We start from the raw sequence: 20751 nt of genomic DNA, 5'->3' as shown, positions 1-20751 counted from the left end.
TGCCTTCACAAGAAGCCTTCGCTCCGACAGAAGCACGATGCAAAAAAGGCGACCCGAAGGTCGCCTTTTTTGTCAGTGCTGAAAATCAGCTCTTCTTGCGTACGTACAGCACCAGATTGTGATCGACCAGCTCGAAACCGTGCTGCTTGACGATCTCTTTCTGCAGTTTCTCGATTTCCGGGTCGAAGAATTCGATCACTTCACCGCTGTCGACACAGACCATGTGGTCGTGGTGCCCACCGTCGGCCAGTTCGAACACGGCATGACCGCCATCGAAGTTGTGGCGTTCGACCAGGCCGGCGGCCTCGAATTGAGTCAGTACGCGGTACACAGTGGCCAGGCCGACGTCTTCGCCAGCCTCCATCAGCGCCTTGTAGACATCCTCTGCGCTCATGTGGCGATGCTCGGCGTTATCGAGCATTTGCAGGATCTTGACCCGCGGCAGAGTTACCTTAAGTCCAGCTTTACGGAGTTCGCTATTTTCAACCATGGTCTGCTTTCTCGTGAGGCCTGCTTTCGCAGCTCCTCTTAATACGGGTATGATCCGGGGTTCAAGTTGCCCAAGATAGTGGAAGTCACCCTCCGATGCAAAAAACCAAGCTCTTGCTGACCAGCCTGTCGCTGACCGGGCTCTTCGCACTCGCCGGTTGTTCATTCCCCGGGGTTTACAAGATCGACATTCAACAGGGCAATGTCGTGACGCAGGACATGATAGACCAGCTGCGCCCTGGAATGACCCGACGCCAAGTGCGGTTTATCATGGGCAACCCGCTGATTACCGATACCTTCCACGCCAATCGCTGGGATTATCTCTACAGCATGCAGCCGGGCGGCACTCAGCGCCTGCAGGAACGCGTAAGCCTGGTATTCGACGGCAACGATCAGCTGGTTGGTCTGGCCGGAGACTTCATGCCAGGCGTGAGCCGTGATCAGGCAATCCTCGGCGAGGACAGCGGCGTCACCACGCCGCAAACCCAACCGCAGCAGCAGGACGATACCCCGCCAGCTCCTGGCTCGCTGCTGGAGCAGATCCAACGCGAAGTGGATCAGGTCGAAACCGTTCCAGTACCGACACCGGAACCGCTGGACACCGATCCGCAGTAATACGCAGAAATGAAAAAGCCCGGATAACGCCCGGGCTTTTTCATTTCAAGGCAGGGTATCGCGGAGCCGTCCAGGCTGTGCGCCCCCATTTGTCCCGCAGGATCGGTGCGCACAGCGCACCCTACCCCAGCGACTCGCTCCCCTCAGCCCTGGCCTTGGCTCTCGCCGCACGCTGCTTACGCACTTCCTTGGGGTCAGCAACCAGCGGCCGGTAGATTTCCACCCGCTCGCCCTCGGCCACCAGGCGCTCATCAGGCTTGGCAACCACCTTACCGAAGATCCCCAACGGCGCCCGCTGCAGGTCGAGATCAGGAAAATGCGCCTGCATGCCCGACGCGAGCACCGCCTCACGCACAGTGCAGCCCTCCGGTACGGACAGGCGCAGCAGCTTCTGCTCCCCCGCCAGGGCGTAGGCCACCTCGATACTGAGCGTGCGCTTATCCATACAATTGCTTGGCGCGTTGGCAGAAGGCGTCGACCATGGTGTTGGTCGCCTGATTGAACAACGGCCCAAGGGTTGCGCGCACCAGCGGCCCGGCATAGTCGAAACTCAGATCCAGGGTGATCTTGCAGGCCTTTTCGCCAAGCGCCTTGAACTCCCAGACACCATGCAAACGACTGAAAGGCCCTTCTTGCAGGTTCATTTCAATACGTTGACCAGGCTGCAGCGTATTGCGGGTAACGAAGCGCTGACTGAGGCTGCCCTTGGCCACCTCCAGGCTGGCCAGCATGTGCGTTTCACTGACTTCCAGCACCTGGCTGGCCGAGCACCAGGGCAGAAACTGCGGATAGCTGGCCACGTCATTGACAAGGTCGAAGAGCGCCTGCGCCGGGTAAGGCAACAGCGCCGAGCGTTGAATACGAGTAGTCATGACACGTCAGCTCCGCCACGGGTACAGCGTGCGCTCATCAAAGGTATCGGCCCCATGGCGAACCGGCACTGCGCAGGAAAGATCGCGCATTGTCAGGGATATGGAGGTGAGGCTCAAGCGCGCCCCATGGCGCAGGCGCCAGCGACTCCCTATAATGCGCGCCCTATGGCTAAGCAAAAGAAACATCCCCAAGGCACCATCGCGCTGAACAAAAAGGCGCTGCACGACTATTTCATCGAACACAAGTTCGAGGCCGGCCTGGTGCTGTCCGGCTGGGAAGTGAAGAGTCTGCGTGCCGGCAAGGCACAACTGGTCGACAGCTACGTGCTGCTCAAGGACGACGAGGCCTGGTTGATGGGTTGCCACATCACGCCCTTGAAAACTGCCAGTACCCATGTCATCGCCGATCCGACTCGCACGCGCAAGCTGCTGTTGAACAAGCGCGAGCTGGAGAAGCTGTTCGGCTCCGTACAGCAGAAGGGCTACACCGCCGTGGCACTGTCGCTGTACTGGAAGCAGCATCTGATCAAGTGCGAGATTGCCCTGGCCAAGGGCAAGAAGGACTTCGACAAGCGTCACACCGAGAAGGAACGTGATGCCGACCGCGAAGTCCAGCGCGCCATGCGCAGCAAGGGCAAGGAAGACTGAAAGCCCAGACGCACACAGGGCGGATGTAGGGCGGACTCAGGAGCGAAGCGAACAGTCCGCCGATCCATGCCCTCGCTCGTCACCACGGCCCAGCATCGGAGCGCTAACGGCGTACTGCTTCACGACGACTACCTGAATGCAGAAGGTAGAGCGACGCAGGAAGCCAAAGCCGAGCCGTCCTACAACCCCTGACGGCGTTGCGCCCGCGCCTCGCGCTGAGCCTCCAGTTGAACCTCGGACAGCACTTCCTGCACATAATCTATGTGCTGATTCGATAGCTCGTAGGGCGGACTCAGGAGCGAAGCGAACAGTCCGCCGATCCATGCCCTCGCTCGTCACCACGGCCCAGCATCGGAGCGCTAACGGCGTACTGCTTCGCGACGACTACCTGAGGAGGTAGAGCGACGCAGAAGGCCAAAGCCGAGCCGTCCTACAACCCCTGACGGCGTTGCGCCCGCGCCTCGCGCTGAGCCTCCAGTTGAACCTCGGACAGCACTTCCTGCACATAGTCGATGTGCTGATTCGATAGTGTCCGCGCCTCTTCGGCACGCCCCTCCATGATCGCCTCGTACAGCGCCTGGTGCTGTTTGATCAACATCTCGCGGGTTTCTTCGCGCTGGGCGTACATGCCGCCGATATTGGTCACCACGTTGCGCTTGAGCAGGCTGAACAGGCCGCGAATGGTGTGCAGTAACACCGCGTTATGACTGGCCTCGGCAATCGCCAGGTGAAAACGCGCATCGGCCGCACCCTCTTCTGCCCGGGTCACCTTGCCGCTGCGGCTGTAGCAATCCTGCAGCGCTTCGAATGCCTCGCTAAGACGCTGGCGATCGATATCGGTCGCACGCTTGGCGGCGTAGAAGGCGCAGGAGCCCTCCAAGGTGTGGCGAAATTCGAGCAGGTCGCGCTGAGCGTCTTCCTTGTTCTCCAACAACAGGATCAGCGGATCGCTGAAGGTCGACCCCAGCGACTCGGCGACATAGTTGCCGCCGCCCTGGCGACTGACCAATAGCCCTTTGGCCACCAGTTTCTGAATGGCTTCACGCAGGGAAGGCCGAGACACGCCGAACTGCTCGGCAAGCAGACGCTCTGCAGGCAGGCGCTCGCCAACTCGAAGCGTCCCTTCCAGGATCATCGACTCGAGCTGCTCGACTATATCGTCCGACAGACGGCGCTGCCGTACCTGACCGAATCCCATCACCACTCCTCGCATTGGCCTGACCTGAAACCGGCGGCCGCCTTGAAAACACGGCGGCAAGCCTAACCAGCCAATGATCCTCCAGCAAGTCGCAGCCACCCACTTCATACGACCAAAGTCGTAGCGCGACAAATTGACAGCTTAACAGCTCCCTCTTACCCTGAGCCATCGCTTATGTAAATTGGTATTACCAATATCGCGATATCGGACGCCGACCACTGCACTCCTGCCAAATGCGCCTTGGCCAGGCCCCGACACAAAGCTCGATCGCCTACAACAATTAGGGGAGTCCCCGCATGCAAACCTGGCAACAGCTCTACACTCCGCTTGGCAGCCTTGGTCTGTCAGCACTGGCAGCCGTCGTCCCGATCATCTTCTTCTTCCTGGCCCTGGCAGTGTTCCGCCTCAAAGGTCACGTAGCCGGCACCATCACCCTGGCATTGGCCCTGCTGGTAGCGATCTTCGCCTTCGGCATGCCGGCCGACATGGCGTTCGCTGCCGCGGGTTACGGCTTTGCCTATGGTCTGTGGCCGATTGCCTGGATCATCGTGGCGGCCGTATTCCTCTACAAACTGACGGTCAAGAGTGGTCAGTTCGAGGTCATTCGCAGCTCGGTGCTGTCGATCACCGGCGACCAGCGCCTGCAGGTGCTGCTGATCGGTTTCTCCTTCGGCGCATTCCTCGAAGGCGCTGCCGGTTTCGGCGCTCCGGTGGCGATCACCGCCGCCCTGCTCGTCGGCCTGGGCTTCAACCCGCTGTACGCAGCCGGCCTGTGCCTGATCGCCAACACCGCTCCGGTGGCCTTCGGCGCCCTGGGCATCCCGATCATCGTCGCTGGTCAGGTCACCGGCATCGATGCGTTCAAGATCGGCGCCATGACCGGCCGCCAACTGCCGATTCTGTCGATCATCGTGCCGTTCTGGCTGGTGGCGATGATGGATGGCTGGAAAGGCATCAAGGAAACCTGGCCGGCCGCCCTGGTCGCTGGCGCCAGCTTCGCCGTGACCCAGTACTACACCTCCAACTACATTGGCCCGGAACTGCCGGACATCACCTCGGCCCTGGTCAGCCTGGTGTGCCTGACCCTGTTCCTCAAGGTATGGCAGCCCAAGTCCGAGCGCGCCAAACAAGTCGCCGGCACCTCCGGCGGCGCAGCCGTCATGGGCGGTTTCGGCGGCGCCCGTGCGACCGAGCCATCGCCCTACAGCATCGGTGAAATCATCAAGGCCTGGTCGCCGTTCCTGATCCTCACCGCCCTGGTCACCGTGTGGACGCTCAAACCATTCAAGGCAGCCTTCGCACCGGGCGGCGCCATGGAGAACTTCGTCTTCCTGTTCGCCATTCCGCACCTGGATCAACTGGTCATGAAGATGGCGCCGATCGTCGCCAACCCGACCGCCATGCCGGCTGTGTTCAAGCTCGATCCGATCTCGGCCACCGGCACCGCGATCTTCATCTCCGCCCTGCTGTCGATGCTGGTTCTGAAGATCACACCAAAAATTGGTCTTACCACATTCAAAGAAACCTTCATCGAACTGAAATGGCCGATTCTGTCCATCGGCATGGTGCTGGGTTTCGCCTTCGTCACCAACTACTCGGGCATGTCGGCGACCATGGCGCTGGTTCTGGCTGGCACAGGCGTGGCCTTCCCGTTCTTCTCGCCGTTCCTCGGCTGGCTGGGCGTATTCCTGACCGGCTCGGACACTTCGTCCAATGCTCTGTTCGGCTCGCTGCAAGCCACCACCGCGCACCAGATCGGGGTCAACGACACCCTGCTGGTCGCAGCCAACACCAGCGGTGGCGTGACCGGCAAGATGATTTCGCCACAATCCATCGCCGTAGCCTGCGCTGCGACTGGTATGGTCGGTAAGGAATCGGATCTGTTCCGCTTCACGCTCAAGCACAGCCTGATCTTCGCCACCTTCGTGGGTCTGATCACCCTGATTCAGGCCTACTGGCTGACCGGCATGCTGGTGCATTGAGACCGGCCCTGCCGGCTACCCTCAGGACGAGGAACCACCCAGGCGGGTGGTTCCTCTTTCGCTTATCAAAAAGACGGTCGAACTGCCCATGATCATTTCTGCCTCCACCGACTACCGCGCTGCGGCCCAGCGCAAGCTGCCGCCCTTCCTGTTCCACTACATCGACGGCGGCGCCTACGCCGAGCACACCCTGCGCCGTAACGTTGCCGACCTGTCGGACATCGCACTGCGCCAGCGGGTGCTGAAGAACATGTCCGACCTGAGCCTGTCCACCGAGTTGTTCGGCGAACAGCTGTCCATGCCTGTCGCCCTGGCTCCGGTCGGCCTGACCGGCATGTATGCCCGTCGCGGTGAAGTGCAGGCGGCCAAGGCCGCAGCAGCCAAAGGTATTCCCTTTACGCTGTCCACCGTTTCGGTGTGCCCGATCGAGGAAGTCGCGCCGGCCATCGACCGGCCCATGTGGTTCCAGCTCTACGTGCTGAAGGATCGCGGCTTCATGAAGAATGCCCTGGAGCGCGCCAAGGCGGCCGGTTGCTCGACCCTGGTGTTCACCGTCGACATGCCCGTACCCGGTGCGCGCTACCGCGATGCCCACTCCGGCATGAGCGGCCCGAACGCGCCGTTTCGACGCATGTTGCAGGCCATGACTCACCCGCAGTGGGCCTGGGATGTCGGCCTGCTGGGCAAGCCGCACGACCTGGGCAACATCTCCGCTTATCGCGGCAACCCCACCGGCCTGGCCGACTACATCGGCTGGTTGGGCGCCAACTTCGACCCGTCGATTTCCTGGAAGGATCTGGAATGGATTCGCGATTTCTGGGACGGCCCTATGGTGATCAAAGGCATCCTCGACCCTGAAGATGCCCGCGACGCGGTGACCTTCGGCGCCGACGGCATCATTGTTTCCAACCACGGCGGACGCCAGCTCGACGGCGTGCTGTCCAGCGCCCGGGCGCTGCCGGCCATCGCCGATGCAGTCAAGGGCGAGCTGAAGATCCTCGCCGACTCTGGCATCCGTACCGGTCTCGATGTGGTGCGCATGCTGGCCCTGGGTGCCGACACTGTGCTGCTCGGCCGCGCCTTCATCTACGCCCTGGCAGCAGCCGGTGGCGCCGGTGTGAGCAACCTGCTTGATCTGATCGAGAAGGAAATGCGCGTGGCCATGGTACTGACCGGGGCCAAGTCGATAGCCGAAATCACCCCGCAACTGCTGGTCAGGGAGCGTTGATGCCATGAGTGCTGCTGGCGATACCACCGTCACCCGCGATGCCCTGCTGGCGCAGATGCGCCAGATCGTGGGCAGCCCCCACGTGCTCACCGACGAGCAATCCACGCGCCGTTTCCGCAAGGGCCACCGCACGGGTGAGGGCAATGTTCTGGCGGTGGTTCGTCCCGGCTCGCTGCTGGAGCAATGGCGCATTCTGCAGGCCGCCGTGGCAGCTGACCGCATCGTCATCATGCAGGCGGCCAACACCGGGCTGACTGGCGGCTCGACACCCGACGGCAGCAATTACGACCGCGAGATCGTGCTGATCAGTACCCTGCGCATCACCGGCGTACAACTGATCAATGACGGCCAACAGGTGGTCTGCCTACCTGGCGCCACGCTCGACCGCCTGGAACAGGCACTGGCACCGCTGGGTCGCGAACCGCACTCGGTAATCGGCTCCTCGTGCATTGGCGCTTCCGTGCTTGGCGGCATCTGCAACAACTCCGGCGGCGCCCTGGTGCGCCGCGGCCCGGCCTACACCGAGCTGGCGCTGTATGCACAGGTCAAGGACGACGGCTCGCTGGAGCTGGTCAACCATTTGGGGATCGAGCTGGGCGACAGCCCCGAAGAAATCCTCACGCGCCTGCAGAATGGCGATTACACGCCGCAGCAGGTGCGCAACGAAGAGACGGTCAAGGCCTCCGACGCTCGCTACGGGGAACACGTGCGCGATGTCGATGCCGATACGCCGGCACGCTTCAACGCCGACCCATCGCGCCTGTTCGAAGCCTCGGGTTCGGCTGGCAAGCTGTGCCTGTTCGCCGTGCGCCTGGATACCTTCACCAAGGAACCCAGCTCGGTGTTCTACATCGGCAGCAACGACCCGCACGACCTGACCGAAGTGCGCCGCCACCTGCTGGCCAACCTGCCGCGTCTGCCGATTGCCGGCGAGTACATTCATCGCACCGCTTTCGACATCGGCGAGAAGTACGGCAAGGACACCTTCCTGGTGATCGACAAGTTCGGCACCGCCAAGGTACCGGCCGCCTTCGCCATGAAGAGCCGGGTCGATGGCTTCTTCGAGCGCTTCGGCCTGCGCGGCGTGACCGACAAGGTCATCCAGGCACTGATGAACCTGCTGCCCAGCCACCTGCCGCCGCGCATGCGCGAGTACCGCGACCGCTTCGAGCATCACCTGCTGGTGCGCGTCTCCAACGACACACTGGAACAGACCCGCAGTTTTCTCGCCAAGTACTTCGCCGGCCGCCAGAGCGGCGCCTATTTCGAGTGCGACGCAGAGGAAGGGCGCAAGGCCTTCCTGCATCGCTTCGCCATCGCTGGCGCAGCGATTCGTTATCGCGAAGCACACCGCAGCAGCGTCGAGGACATCCTCGCCCTGGATATCGCCCTGCGCCGCAACGATCGTGACTGGGTCGAGACGCTACCGGCCGAGATGGAAGAGCAGATCATCCACAAGCTCTACTACGGGCACTTCTTCTGCCATGTGTTCCATCAGGACTACATCGTCAAGAAGGGTAATGACCCGCTCGCCATGGAGCATGCCATGTGGAAGCTGCTGGACGAGCGCCGCGCCGAGTACCCGGCCGAGCACAACGTCGGCCATCTGTACGTGGCCAAACCGGCGCTGGCCGGCTTCTACCGCGAGCTCGACCCGACCAACACCTTCAATCCCGGCATCGGCCACACCTCGAAGAAGAAACACTGGGGCGAATGCTGCGGACAGGAGCATTGAACCGGTAACGCAACGCACCAGAGCGTAGGGCGGCCTCACGAGCGCAGCGAGTAGCCCGCCGTTCTTAAATCCAATGGCGTACACCCTACATCGCTAAGACGCTGAAGTTTTACGTAGGAGCGGCTTCAGCCGCGAACCGGCCACGAACTTCGCGGCTGAAGCCGCTCCTACGAATCGGGCTTTATCGAGGCATGTAGCCCGGATGTAATCTGGGGCCGGCAGCAGAAACACAAAGGCCCGCCAAATAGGCGGGCCTTTGTGTTTACACAGCAACCGATCAGGCGAAGACGATCTCCTCGCCTTCCACCCTGGCCTTGACCTGCGCACCGGGTGCGAAGTCGCCAGCCAGGATGCGCTGCGCCAGCGGGTTCTCGATCCAGCGCTGGATCGCACGCTTGAGCGGCCGCGCGCCATAGACCGGGTCGTAACCGACGGCGATCAGCTTGTCGAGCGCCTCCGGCGTCAGCTCCAGGCTCAGCTCGCGCTCGGCCAGGCGACCACGCAGGCGTTTGAGCTGGATCTCCGCGATGCCGGCGATCTGCTCACGACCCAGCGGCTCGAACACCACCACCTCGTCGATACGGTTGATGAACTCGGGACGGAAGTGGCTGCTCACCGCATCCATCACCGCCGCGCGCTGTGCTTCCCTGTCGCCGACCAGTTCCTGAATCTGCGCCGAACCGAGGTTGGACGTCATCACGATCACGGTGTTCTTGAAGTCCACGGTGCGGCCATGGCTGTCGGTCAGACGCCCATCTTCCAGCACCTGCAGCAACACGTTGAACACGTCCGGATGGGCCTTCTCGACCTCATCCATCAGCACCACCGAATACGGCTTGCGACGCACGGCTTCGGTCAGATAGCCGCCTTCCTCGTAACCGACATAGCCGGGCGGCGCGCCGATCAGGCGAGCGACGCTGTGCTTCTCCATGAACTCGGACATGTCGATGCGCACCAGCGCCTCCTCGGTGTCGAAGAGGAACTCGGCCAGTGCCTTGCACAGCTCGGTCTTGCCCACCCCGGTCGGGCCGAGGAAGAGGAACGAGCCGCTCGGCCGGTTCGGATCGGCCAGCCCGGCACGCGAACGACGCACCGCATTGGATACGGCGACCACCGCCTCGTCCTGGCCGATCACGCGCTGGTGCAGCAGGCTCTCCATCTTCAGCAGTTTCTCGCGCTCCCCCTCGAGCATCTTGCTCACCGGGATACCCGTCCACTTGGACACGACCTCGGCGATTTCCTCGTCGGTGACCTTGTTGCGCAGCAGCTGGTTCTCGCTCTTGCCGTGCTGATCGACCATCTGCAGGCTGCGCTCCAGATCCGGAATCACGCCGTACTGCAGTTCGGCCATGCGGTTGAGATCACCCTTGCGCCGCGCCGCCTCAAGCTCGGTCTTGGCCTGCTCGATCTTCTGCTGGATCTGCGCCGAACCTTGCACTTCGGCCTTCTCCGACTTCCAGATTTCATCCAGGTCGGCGTATTCCTTCTCCAACTTGGCGATGTCTTCTTCCAGCTTGACCAGGCGCTTCTTGGTCGCCTCGTCGTCTTCCTTCTTCAGTGCCTCACGCTCGATCTTCAGCTGGATCAGGCGACGATCCAGACGATCCAGCTCTTCCGGCTTGGAGTCGATCTCCATGCGGATGCGGCTGGCAGCCTCGTCGATCAGGTCGATGGCCTTGTCCGGCAACTGGCGGTCAGTGATGTAGCGATGGCTGAGCTTAGCCGCAGCGATGATCGCGCCATCGGTGATGGTCACGCCGTGGTGCACTTCGTAGCGCTCTTTCAGGCCACGCAGGATGGCGATGGTGTCCTCTTCGCTCGGCTCGTCCACCAGCACCTTCTGGAAGCGACGCTCCAACGCAGCGTCCTTCTCGATGAACTGGCGATACTCGTCCAGCGTGGTGGCGCCAACGCAGTGCAGTTCGCCACGGGCCAGGGCCGGCTTGAGCATGTTGCCAGCGTCCATGGCGCCCTCGGCCTTGCCGGCGCCAACCATGGTGTGCAGCTCGTCGATGAACAGGATGATGCGCCCTTCCTGCTTGCCCAACTCGTTGAGCACGGCTTTCAGGCGTTCCTCGAACTCGCCACGAAACTTGGCACCGGCGATCAGCGCCCCCATGTCCAGCGACAGCAGGCGCTTGTCTTTCAGACCGTCGGGTACCTCACCGTTGATGATGCGCTGGGCCAGGCCCTCGGCAATCGCGGTCTTGCCCACACCGGGCTCGCCGATCAGTACTGGGTTGTTCTTGGTACGGCGTTGCAACACCTGGATGGTGCGGCGGATCTCGTCGTCACGGCCGATCACCGGATCGAGCTTGCCGTCCTCGGCGCGCTTGGTCAGGTCGACGGTGTACTTGTCCAGCGCCTGGCGCGATTCCTCGACGTTGGGGTCATTCACCGCCTGGCCACCGCGCAGGTTGGCGATGGCGTTCTCCAGGGCTTTCTTCGACACGCCCTGGCCGAGCAGCAGCTTGCCCAGCTTGGTGTTCTCGTCCATCGCGGCGAGCAGTACCAGCTCGCTGGAAATGAACTGGTCGCCCTTCTGCTGCGCCAGGCGGTCGGCCTGGTTGAGCAGGCGTGCCAGATCCTGCGACAGGTTGATGTCGCCGGTGGGGTTCTGCAGTTTGCCGAGCTGATCCAGCTCGCGGGTCAGGCCCTGACGCAGGCTGTTGATGTCGAAGCCGACCTGCATCAGCAGCGGCTTGATCGAGCCACCCTGCTGCTCGAGCAGCGCCTGCATCAGGTGCAGCGGCTCGATGGCGGCGTGATCCATGCCCACCGCCAGGGATTGGGCATCGGAGAGTGCAAGTTGCAGCTTGCTGGTCAAACGATCGATACGCATTGTGTCCTTCCTCCAGAAGAGCGGGCCGGGACAACATCCCCGAAAACTGAAACCCGCCGAGATGAAGACTAGATAAGGACGATTACGCCGTATTCAAGATGTGGTGATTTGATCCAGGTCAAACACGGCTACAGCCAAGTGACCTGCTGTTCCAGCGGGAAACGCAAGCGCGGGTTGTAAATCCCCTTCTCACCCTGCCTCCCAACGGCCAGCAGCATGATCGGCATGGCCTGACGCGGGATGTCCAGCACACGACGCAGGCGCACCTCGTCGAAACCCTCCATCGGGCAGGTGGCATAGCCATGACTCTGAAAGGCGAGGATCAGGTTCTCAGCCGCCAACGCCGTGGATTTCACGGCCCACAGGCGCATGTCTGCACGGCTATTGGGCGTGCGCATCAACGCCTTGCGCAGCCCCGCCAGGCGCACCAGCTGACGCTTGAGCAACCCGAACAGACCGAGTGGGCCCTGGTTGTACTGGAATGGTGCCGTCTTGCTGTAGAAACTGCGGACTCGCGCCGGAACCTCGGCCTCCGGCCAGTATTCAATGATGTTCCGGCAGGCCTGACGCCAGGTATCCGGACGCGCCAGCACAGCGATGATCAACGGTGCCCGCGCCGCGTTCTGGCCCATGCACACCGGATGCAGCTGCGCCAGCAACGCTGGGTCACGAACGACCTGAAAACTCCAGGGCTGCAGGTTGCAGGAGTTCGGTGCCAGCACGGCCAGCTCCAGGCAATCGCGGATCACCTCGTCCGGCACCGGCTCACTGGTGAAGCGCCGTACCGCTCGGCGGCTCTCGATCAACGCGCGCAAGGCGGCTGGCGATGCCGTGTTCGGGGTTTCGTCCGTTGGGAAACTGGTCATGAGCACTCTCCTCGGCTGCCTGCCGATGTAAACAGCCAGAAGAGCGGATGAACAAGGGCGCGGGAGAAAACGGCCGAGTGATTGGCCGATCTGCCGCGCCCCGGGGGTTTAAAGACCGAGCGCTTTCTCGATGGCCTGGATCAACGCCGGATCATCCGGCGCAGTGCGCGGCGAGAAGCGGGCCAGCACACGACCGTCCTGACCAACCAGGAACTTCTCGAAATTCCAGGTAATGTCGCCAGGGAATTCCGCGCCTTCGCCCGCCAGCAGACGATACAGCGGATGGCGGCCTGGGCCGTTGACCTCCATCTTGCTGCCAAGCGGGAAGGTCACGCCGTAATTGAGGCTGCAGAACTCACGAATCTCCTCCTCACTGCCTGGCTCCTGCCCGGCGAACTGGTTGCAGGGCAGGCCCAGCACGGTGAAACCGCTGCCCTTGTACTGCTGATAGAGTTTCTCCAGCCCGGCGTACTGGGGCGTCAGGCCGCACTTCGAGGCGACGTTGACCACCAGAACCACCTGGCCCTTGTAGGGCGCCAACGGCAGTTCCTGGCCGTCCAGCGCACGCAGATTGAGATCGTGAAAGGCACTCATGACGAACTTCCTCAGCGAATTCAGTGCAACAGGGCACAGGCCCCTGACTTCGGATAATGCTGCTTCAGCAAGCAGCCGGCATGCATGAAAAAGGCGCCCTAGGGCGCCTTTATCGCAAGCTTGAGCTTAGCAGTGGTTCCACGAGAAGGAACGACCGCAAGTCGCCTGGGAGCCTGCGAGCAGGCCCTGGCGTCACTCAGTGGTGATGACCACCTTCGCCGTGGATGTGGCCGTGGGCCACTTCTTCCTGGCTGGCGTCACGCACATTGACGACCTTGACCTTGAAGTTCAGGCGCTGGCCAGCCAGCGGGTGGTTGCCGTCGACGGTCACGTCGTCGCCGTCGATGTCGCGGATGGTGACGATCTGCATGCTGCCGTCCGGGCCGGAAGCGTGGAACTGCATGCCCACTTCCAGGGTGTCGACGCCTTCGAACATGGCGCGGCTCAGGGTGGCGACCAGCTCGGCACTGTATTCGCCGTAGGCTTCTTCCGGCTCGACGGATACGTCCAGCTCGTCGCCAACCTGCTTGCCGACCAGGGCCTTCTCGAGACCGGCGATGATGTTGCCTGCACCATGCAGATAGACCAGCGGAGCGCCGCCAGCCGAGCTGTCGATCACCTCACCGGCATCGTTGGTCAGGGTATAGTCGATGGAGACTGCCTTGTTGGCGGCGATCAGCATGGGTGAGACCTTTTGCAGAAGAATGATGAACGGTCGAGTTTAACCAAGGCTGCCCGTGAATGCGACCCGACCCCAGACAAACGGCCAGCGACGGCCACGGCGCACCTGCTTGATTTTCGTCAGGACGAGCATGGCGATTGGGTGGCAGTCTTATCTTGTGGTCATACTCAACATGTACGTCATCGCCCACCCTGGCAAAATCGCGACTGGATACTCGATCCGGCTCAGCGCCAAGCACGCCTGGGCTGTCCCTTTCCCTGCGGCTGGTGCGCCCGGGAGAGGTCGAATGACGAATTCAAGGAAGCTTAAATGTCTGCACGCAACATTCTGGTGATCAACTGCGGCAGCTCGTCGATCAAGTTCGCCTTGGTCAACGAGGCCGAGGAGCAATTCCCCCTGAGCGGCCTGGCCGAACGCCTCGGTAGCCCTGAAGCGGTACTGCACTGGCAACAGGGCGAGCACAAGGACAGCCTGGTGATCGCCGGCGCCGATCACCGACTGGCACTTTCGCACCTGCTGCCCATCGTCCAGCGCGTCGCGGACGGTCAGTTGCACGGCATCGGCCACCGCGTGGTGCATGGCGGTGAACACTTCTCCGGGGCCTGTCGCCTGGATGACGTCAGCCTGCTGGCCATCCGTCAGGTCGCACCGCTGGCGCCGCTGCACAATCCGGCCAACCTGCTCGGTATCGAAGCCGCGATGAAACTGTTCCCCAGCCTGGTACAGGTCGCCGTATTCGACACCGCTTTTCACCAGAGCCTGCCTGAGCACGCCTATCGTTATGCCGTGCCGGAGGCGCTGTACCGCGACCACGGCGTACGCCGTTACGGCTTCCACGGTACCAGCCATCGCTACGTCAGCCAGAAAGCCGCCGAAATGAGCGAGTTGCCTTCCGATGGCAGCAGCTGGCTGGTCGCCCACCTGGGCAATGGCTGCTCCACCTGCGCCATCGAGAACGGTCACAGCCGCGACACCAGCATGGGCCTGACACCGCTGGAAGGTCTGGTGATGGGCACGCGCAGCGGCGACGTCGATCCCAATCTGCACAGCCACCTGGCTCGCGCCCTGGGCTGGAGCCTGGAGCGAGTCGACGCCATGCTCAACAAGGAAAGCGGTCTGCTCGGTCTGTCCGGCCTGTCCAACGACATGCGCGCGCTGGAACAGGCGCGTGAACAGGGCCATGCCGGCGCTACCTTGGCCATCGAAGTGTTCTGCTACCGCCTGGCCAAGTCGCTGGCATCCATGAGCTGCGCACTGCAGCGCCTGGACGGGCTGATCTTCACCGGCGGCATCGGCGAGAACTCGGCACTGATCCGCAGCAAGACCCTCGACCACCTTGGCCTGCTCGGGCTGAAACTCGACGCCCAGGCCAACGCCCGCTGCGTACGTGGCATCGCAGGCGCCATCCATGCACACGGCCATCCGCGCGTTCTGGTGGTGCCAACCAACGAGGAGCGCCAGATCGCGCTCGATACTCTCGCCCTGCTCGACTGAGGCTCACATGCATACCTTTTTCATTGCCCCCACCGGTTTCGGCGTCGGCCTGACTTCCATCAGCCTGGGCCTGGTCGGCGCTCTGGAGCGCAGCGGCCTCAAGGTCGGCTTCTTCAAGCCCATCGCCCAGCCGCACGCCGGCGATCTCGGCCCGGAACGTTCCAGCGAGCTGATCGCCCGCACCCATGGCCTGCACTCGCCCAAGCCGCTGCCTCTCAGCCATGTCGAACGCATGCTCGGTGACGGCCATCTGGATGAGCTGCTCGAGGAAATCATCAGCCTTTACCACCAGGCGGCTGCCGACAAGGACGTGGTGATCGTCGAGGGCATGGTGCCCACCCGCCACGCCAGCTATGCCGCGCGGGTCAATTTTCACCTGGCCAAGAGCCTGGACGCCGACGTGATTCTGGTCAGCGCCCCGGAAGACGAGAACCTCACCGAACTCTCGGATCGCATCGAGATTCAGGCCCAGCAATTCGGCGGCCCGAAAGACCCCAAGGTGCTCGGCGTGATCCTCAACAAGGTGCGCAACGAGGACGGTATCGAGGCCTTCACCGAGCAGTTGCAGGAACTCTCGCCGCTGCTCAAGACCGACGACTTTCGCCTGCTCGGCTGCATTCCCTGGCGCGACGAACTGAACGCGCCGCGCACCAAGGACGTCGCCGAACTGCTCGGCGCACGCATCCTCAACGCCGGTGACTACGAACAGCGGCGCATGATGAAGATCGTGCTCTGCGCACGCGCCGTGGCCAACAGCGTGCAGTTGCTCAAACCCGGAACCCTGGTGGTCACGCCAGGCGACCGTGACGACATCATCCTCTCCGCCAGCCTGGCGGCGATGAACGGTGTGCCGTTGGCCGGTCTGCTGCTGTGCAGTGATTTCGTGCCCGACCCGCGCATCATGGAATTGTGCCAGGGCGCCCTGGCCAGCGGCCTGCCGGTGATGACGGTCGGTACCGGCTCCTACGACACCGCCACCAACCTCAACCGCCTGAACAAGGAAATCCCGCTGGACGACCGCGAGCGCGCGGAGAAGGTCTCCGACTTCGTCGCCAGCCACATCGACCACGACTGGCTGAGCGCGCGCTGCGGTACTCCGCGCGAGCTGCGCCTGTCGCCCCCAGCCTTCCGCTACCAGCTGGTGCAGCGGGCCAAGGCCGCCGCCAAACGCATCGTCCTGCCTGAAGGCGCCGAGCCGCGTACCGTACAGGCCGCCGCTATTTGCCAGGCACGCGGCATCGCCCGTTGCGTGCTGCTGGCCAAGCCGGAGGAAGTGCAAGCGGTCGCGCGCTCCCAGGGCATCGATCTGCCGGAAGGGCTGGAAATTCTCGACCCGGATCTGATTCGTGGCCGTTATGTCGAGCCCATGGTCGAGCTGCGTAAGGGCAAGGGTCTCAATGCACCGATGGCCGAAGCTCAGCTCGAAGACACGGTCGTACTCGGCACCATGATGCTGGCCCTGGACGAGGTAGACGGCCTGGTGTCCGGCGCAGTCCATACCACTGCCAATACCATCCGCCCGGCACTGCAGTTGATCAAGACCGCGCCCGGCTACAACCTGGTGTCCTCGGTATTCTTCATGCTCCTGCCGGATCAGGTACTGGTCTACGGTGACTGCGCGGTGAACCCGGATCCGAATGCCGAGCAACTGGCGGAGATCGCCCTGCAAAGCGCGAAGTCGGCGCAAGCTTTCGGCATCCCCCCACGGGTGGCCATGATCAGCTATTCCACTGGCGATTCCGGCAGCGGCGAAGAGGTGGAAAAGGTACGCGCCGCAACTCGTCTCGCCCGTGAGAAGCGCCCGGAGCTGTTGCTCGACGGCCCGCTGCAATACGACGCGGCGGCCATCGAAAGCGTCGGCCGGCAAAAAGCGCCGAACAGCCCAGTGGCCGGCCGCGCCACGGTGTTCGTGTTCCCCGACCTGAACACCGGTAACACCACCTACAAGGCGGTGCAACGCAGTGCCGACTGCATCAGCGTTGGCCCCATGCTGCAGGGCCTGCGCAAGCCGGTGAACGATCTGTCACGCGGTGCCCTGGTCGATGACATCGTGTTCACCATCGCGCTGACGGCGATTCAGGCGGCCGACCAGCCGGAGTGAAGGTTCTGGTAGGGTGCGCTGCGCGCACCGAATGTCGAGCGCATTTCCGGTGCGCACAGCGCACCCTACCGGCCATGGGAACCTTGTGGTCAAAGCTGGCACTTGCAGGTCAGTGCACAACCGTTAACCTTGGCGCCGAACCAGCTCGCCGCACGGAACGCTGCAGCTCTTTCGACCGATACGGGGCGCAGAGAAAGCCCCCATTCTCAGGCTGCCCGCCGGGCGTGCAGCCTGCTTACGGAGGCGTTCGCCCGATGCTGCACTTTCTTCCCGCGCCACTGCGTGGCATGATCGCGAGCCTGCTGCTGGCTCTCAACACCCTGTTCTGGTGCTGGCCACTGTTCTTCGTCGCCCTGCTCAAGCTGCTGCTGCCATTCGCCCCGATCCAACGCGCGCTGCGCTTCATCATGCACGGCATCGCCGAGAGCTGGATAGGCGTCAACAAGTTCTGGATGCGCCTGGTCGGCCACATCGAGTGGGACGTCAAAGGCCTGGAGCGCTTCGATACCCGTCATTCCTATCTGGTGACCAGCAACCACCAGAGCTGGGTGGACATCCTGGTGCTGCAGTACCTGCTCAACCAGCGCATGCCGCTGCTGAAGTTCTTCCTCAAGCAGGAACTGATCTGGGTGCCGGTGATCGGCCTGTGCTGGTGGGCGCTGGAGTTTCCCTTCATGAAGCGCTTCAGCAAGGAGTACCTGGCCAAACACCCGGAGAAACGCGGCCAGGATCTGGCCACTACCCGCAAGGCCTGCGAGCGCTACAAGACCAACCCGGTGGCAGTGTTCAACTTCCTGGAAGGCACTCGCCTGACCCCGGCCAAGCACGCGCAGCAGAAATCACCGTTCAAGCACCTGCTCAAACCCAAGGCCGGCGGCATTGCCTTCGTTCTCGACGCGATGGGCGAGCAGTTGCACGCCATCGTCAATGTCACCATCCACTATCCGCATGGCGTACCCGGTTTCTGGGACATCCTCTGCGGCCGCCTCGATGCGGTGCAGGTACGTTTCAAACAGGTCGAGATTCCGCGCGAATTCATTGGCCGTAACTACGACCAGGACGAAAGCTACCGCCTGGCGTTCCAGCAGTGGGTCAATCGCCTGTGGGAAGAGAAGGATGCCGAGCTGACCGAGCTTGGCCGGAGAGCGTAAGTACTGACCTCGGCGTTCCTGGCTACGGTAGGGTGCGCCGTGCGCACCTGAACCTTTCACCGCGGCGGGCCTAGCAACCCTGCGTGCCCTAAGGTTTCGGCCCGGCTAGCGGCAGCTTGTCCCATTCCAGCAGTGCCGGCACCTGCATCGCCGCATCGGCCGATATTCCCGGCGCCACCAGAAAGCCCTGCATGATGCTGCAACGGTGTTGCACCAGCCATTCACGCTGAGCCTGCGTTTCGACGCCCTCGGCGATCACCTCCAGCCCCAGGTGATGGCCCAGGTCGATGATGGTGCTGACTACCGCAGCATCGCGTGGTGAGTCGAGCATATTGGCGATGAACAGGCGATCGATCTTCAGCGTATCCAGCTCGAAGTGACGCAGGTAGGCCAGGGACGAATACCCGGTACCGAAGTCGTCGATGGCGATCTTCACGCCCAGTTCACGCAGATGGCGCAGTTGCGCCTGGGTCAGCTCCAGATCCTGCATGAGCGCGCTTTCGGTGACTTCCACCTCCAGCTGGCTGGGCTTGAGGCCATGAATCTCCAAAACGCGCTGCAGATCCGCCACCAGCTGCGGCATGCCGAACTGTACCGGGCTGACGTTGAGACTGAGCACCAACTCCTCCCCGAACTGACGCTTGAACGCGGCGAGCTGCCGCGCGCCCTCACGGAAGATCCACTCGCCCACGCGGTTGATCAGCCGGGTCTCTTCCAGCAGCGGGATGAACACATTGGGCGCCACGGTACCGGCAACGCGGTGCTGCCAGCGCAGCAGGGCTTCGAAGCCGCGCAGTCGTCCCGTCCCCAACTGAAACTGCGGCTGATACACCAGCACGAAATCATCGTTTTCGATGGCGTGGCGCAAGCTCTCCTCGAGCATCAGGCGCGACCGCGCCCTGCCGTTCATTTCCGGGGAGAAGAAGCGGTATTGCTGGCGCCCAGCGCGCTTGGCCTCGTACATCGCCATATCAGCGGAACGCAGCAAGCCCTCGACACTCTGCCCACACTCAGGGAAGCAGGCGATGCCTACGCTGGCACCCAGGGTGAAATCCACGCCGTCGAGTGTATGCCGTACCGACACCAGCTCGATCAGCTTCTCCGCCACCTTGGCGGCGTCCTCCGGATGGCCGAGGTTATCCAGCAACGCGGTGAATTCGTCGCCACCGATACGCGCCAGGCTGTCATAGGGGCGCAAGCAGGCTTTGAGTTGCTCGCCTACGCGTCGCAACAACTGATCGCCGACATCGTGCCCCAGCGAGTCGTTGATCCGCTTGAAGCCATCGAGATCCAGATAAAGCACCGCAACCCGCTGGCCACTGCGTTCGATGCGCGCCAGCGCCGACTCCAACGCCTGGTGGAAGCCTCGGCGATTGAGCAGGCCGGTCAGCGAGTCGGTCACCGCCTGGGACTCCAGCTGAGCGTGCAGATTGCGCACCACCGACATGTCCAGCGCGATCACCACCATGGCGTGCTGCAGGCGCGGCAGCGGTGAACAGGACAGCGCCACTGGAACGCAACCGCCCTTGAGCGTACGCATCATCGCTTCGTGTACGCGATAGGTCGCTTCACGCTTGAAGTGGAGGAAGAACTCAGAGTTCTGCCAACCACCCTCTACCGCTGGATTCTTGAGAAACGACAGCAACTCCGAACCCTCAAGGTCACAGACGTCACCATCGAGCATCTGCGCCATCGCCGGATTGGCGAACTGGATGCGGCCGTCATCACCAACCACCATGATGCCCTCGGCAGCGTTGTCCAATACCGAGGCGTTGAAGGCGCGTGCACGTTCGAGCTGCTGGGATAGCTGCTGCAACTCGCAACGATTGTGCTCATGCTCCAGCAGGCTGTGAATCTTGTGCCGCAACACGGATGGATCGAAGGGTTTGAGAACGAAATCCACTGCACCGGAGCTGTATCCGCGCAACACTGCATCGTGAGTCTGGGCGATGGCCGAGACGAAGATGATCGGCGTCAATCGTGTACGCGGGTTGCCGCGCATCAACCTGGCCACTTCGAAACCATCCATACCGGGCATCTGCACGTCCAGCAGCACCAACCCGACATCCTCTTCCAGCAGGCAACGCAACGCCTCCTCCCCCGAGCTAGCGCAGCGCAGCTCCCACTCACCATCCTCGAGCAGCGCCTGCATGGCCTCGAGATTTTCGGCACGATCATCCACCACCAGCAGAACTTGCTTGGCAGGCACGGCGGCGGTCTTGCTCTGCGCCTGGGCCATAGTCACTCCCCTGTC

Annotated in this window: 18 protein-coding genes and 1 pseudogene; 9 read left to right on the top strand and 10 right to left on the bottom strand. The window is 62.6% G+C overall.

Annotation, left to right across the window (positions count from 1 at the left end; genetic code table 11):
• Positions 1-85: 85 nt before the first annotated feature.
• Complete coding sequence (gene fur, locus HS968_RS05485) at positions 86-490, bottom strand: ferric iron uptake transcriptional regulator (RefSeq protein ID WP_106738993.1); 405 nt, start codon at positions 488-490, stop codon at positions 86-88.
• A 95-nt stretch (positions 491-585) separates the two neighbouring features.
• Between fur and HS968_RS05480 the strand changes: the two genes are divergently transcribed.
• Positions 586-1104 carry an outer membrane protein assembly factor BamE gene (locus tag HS968_RS05480; RefSeq protein WP_182370487.1) on the top strand — a complete coding sequence of 173 codons (519 nt, stop codon included), beginning with the start codon at positions 586-588 and terminating at the stop codon, positions 1102-1104.
• Positions 1105-1225: 121 nt separating this feature from the next.
• Here the strand turns inward: HS968_RS05480 and HS968_RS05475 are convergent, their stop codons facing one another.
• Together HS968_RS05475 and HS968_RS05470 are read right to left on the bottom strand one after the other, a co-directional pair.
• On the bottom strand, positions 1226-1549 hold the full coding sequence (locus HS968_RS05475) for an RnfH family protein (protein WP_182370485.1): 324 nt from the start codon (positions 1547-1549) through the stop codon (positions 1226-1228).
• On the bottom strand, positions 1542-1976 hold the full coding sequence (locus HS968_RS05470; RefSeq protein WP_106738990.1) for a type II toxin-antitoxin system RatA family toxin: 435 nt from the start codon (positions 1974-1976) through the stop codon (positions 1542-1544). Before HS968_RS05470 ends, HS968_RS05475 begins: the two co-directional genes overlap by 8 nt.
• Positions 1977-2141: 165 nt before the next feature.
• Here HS968_RS05470 and smpB point away from each other — a divergent pair, with 165 nt between their 5' ends.
• Positions 2142-2624 (top strand): SsrA-binding protein SmpB, encoded by a 483-nt coding sequence (smpB, locus tag HS968_RS05465; RefSeq protein WP_119694740.1) that lies wholly within the window; start codon positions 2142-2144, stop codon positions 2622-2624.
• A 179-nt stretch (positions 2625-2803) separates the two neighbouring features.
• Here smpB and HS968_RS26890 read toward each other — a convergent pair.
• Positions 2804-2905: pseudogene (locus HS968_RS26890) on the bottom strand (GntR family transcriptional regulator); the annotation flags it as partial.
• Positions 2906-3054: 149 nt separating this feature from the next.
• On the bottom strand, positions 3055-3822 hold the full coding sequence (locus HS968_RS05460; protein ID WP_182370484.1) for an FCD domain-containing protein: 768 nt from the start codon (positions 3820-3822) through the stop codon (positions 3055-3057).
• 296 nt (positions 3823-4118) lie between these two features.
• Here HS968_RS05460 and HS968_RS05455 point away from each other — a divergent pair, with 296 nt between their 5' ends.
• The 3 genes from HS968_RS05455 (at position 4119) to dld (ending at position 8767) form a co-directional block, all read left to right on the top strand.
• Positions 4119-5804, top strand: coding sequence for a lactate permease LctP family transporter (locus HS968_RS05455; protein WP_182370483.1), 1686 nt, complete (start codon positions 4119-4121; stop codon positions 5802-5804).
• Positions 5805-5892: 88 nt separating this feature from the next.
• Complete coding sequence (gene lldD, locus HS968_RS05450; RefSeq protein WP_182370482.1) at positions 5893-7032, top strand: FMN-dependent L-lactate dehydrogenase LldD; 1140 nt, start codon at positions 5893-5895, stop codon at positions 7030-7032.
• Positions 7033-7036: 4 nt separating this feature from the next.
• Positions 7037-8767, top strand: coding sequence for a D-lactate dehydrogenase (dld, locus tag HS968_RS05445; protein WP_182370481.1), 1731 nt, complete (start codon positions 7037-7039; stop codon positions 8765-8767).
• Positions 8768-9044: 277 nt separating this feature from the next.
• Here the strand turns inward: dld and clpB are convergent, their stop codons facing one another.
• The 4 genes from clpB to HS968_RS05425 form a co-directional block, all read right to left on the bottom strand.
• Positions 9045-11609 (bottom strand): ATP-dependent chaperone ClpB, encoded by a 2565-nt coding sequence (gene clpB, locus HS968_RS05440; protein ID WP_182370480.1) that lies wholly within the window; start codon positions 11607-11609, stop codon positions 9045-9047.
• Between the two features lie 128 nt (positions 11610-11737).
• Positions 11738-12475: a nitroreductase family protein gene (locus HS968_RS05435; protein ID WP_182370479.1), complete on the bottom strand. Its 738-nt coding sequence runs from the start codon at positions 12473-12475 to the stop codon at positions 11738-11740.
• 108 nt (positions 12476-12583) lie between these two features.
• Positions 12584-13069, bottom strand: a complete 486-nt coding sequence (locus tag HS968_RS05430) for a glutathione peroxidase (RefSeq protein WP_119694746.1) — start codon at positions 13067-13069, stop codon at positions 12584-12586.
• A gap of 196 nt (positions 13070-13265) precedes the next feature.
• Positions 13266-13751, bottom strand: coding sequence for an FKBP-type peptidyl-prolyl cis-trans isomerase (locus tag HS968_RS05425; protein WP_106738981.1), 486 nt, complete (start codon positions 13749-13751; stop codon positions 13266-13268).
• A 141-nt stretch (positions 13752-13892) separates the two neighbouring features.
• Here HS968_RS05425 and HS968_RS26305 point away from each other — a divergent pair, with 141 nt between their 5' ends.
• The 4 genes from HS968_RS26305 to HS968_RS05405 all read left to right on the top strand — a co-directional run bounded on the left by HS968_RS26305 (position 13893) and on the right by HS968_RS05405 (position 18497).
• Positions 13893-14060 carry a DUF3565 domain-containing protein gene (locus HS968_RS26305; protein ID WP_238338954.1) on the top strand — a complete coding sequence of 56 codons (168 nt, stop codon included), beginning with the start codon at positions 13893-13895 and terminating at the stop codon, positions 14058-14060.
• Positions 14061-15245, top strand: coding sequence for an acetate kinase (locus HS968_RS05415; RefSeq protein ID WP_182370477.1), 1185 nt, complete (start codon positions 14061-14063; stop codon positions 15243-15245).
• A gap of 7 nt (positions 15246-15252) precedes the next feature.
• Positions 15253-17346 carry a phosphate acetyltransferase gene (gene pta / locus HS968_RS05410; RefSeq protein WP_119694749.1) on the top strand — a complete coding sequence of 698 codons (2094 nt, stop codon included), beginning with the start codon at positions 15253-15255 and terminating at the stop codon, positions 17344-17346.
• A 254-nt stretch (positions 17347-17600) separates the two neighbouring features.
• Positions 17601-18497, top strand: a complete 897-nt coding sequence (locus tag HS968_RS05405; protein ID WP_182370475.1) for an acyltransferase — start codon at positions 17601-17603, stop codon at positions 18495-18497.
• 88 nt (positions 18498-18585) lie between these two features.
• Here HS968_RS05405 and HS968_RS05400 read toward each other — a convergent pair whose 3' ends face one another.
• Entirely contained in the window at positions 18586-20736 is a 2151-nt protein-coding gene (locus tag HS968_RS05400) for a putative bifunctional diguanylate cyclase/phosphodiesterase (RefSeq protein WP_179625211.1), read from the bottom strand.
• Positions 20737-20751 lie beyond the last annotated feature (15 nt).

Origin of the sequence: Pseudomonas berkeleyensis, from assembly GCF_014109765.1 — a bacterium.
Classification (GTDB): domain Bacteria; phylum Pseudomonadota; class Gammaproteobacteria; order Pseudomonadales; family Pseudomonadaceae; genus Aquipseudomonas; species Aquipseudomonas berkeleyensis.
Note: the sequence above shows the minus strand (reverse complement) of the source record. Positions and strands in the feature narration are given on the sequence as shown.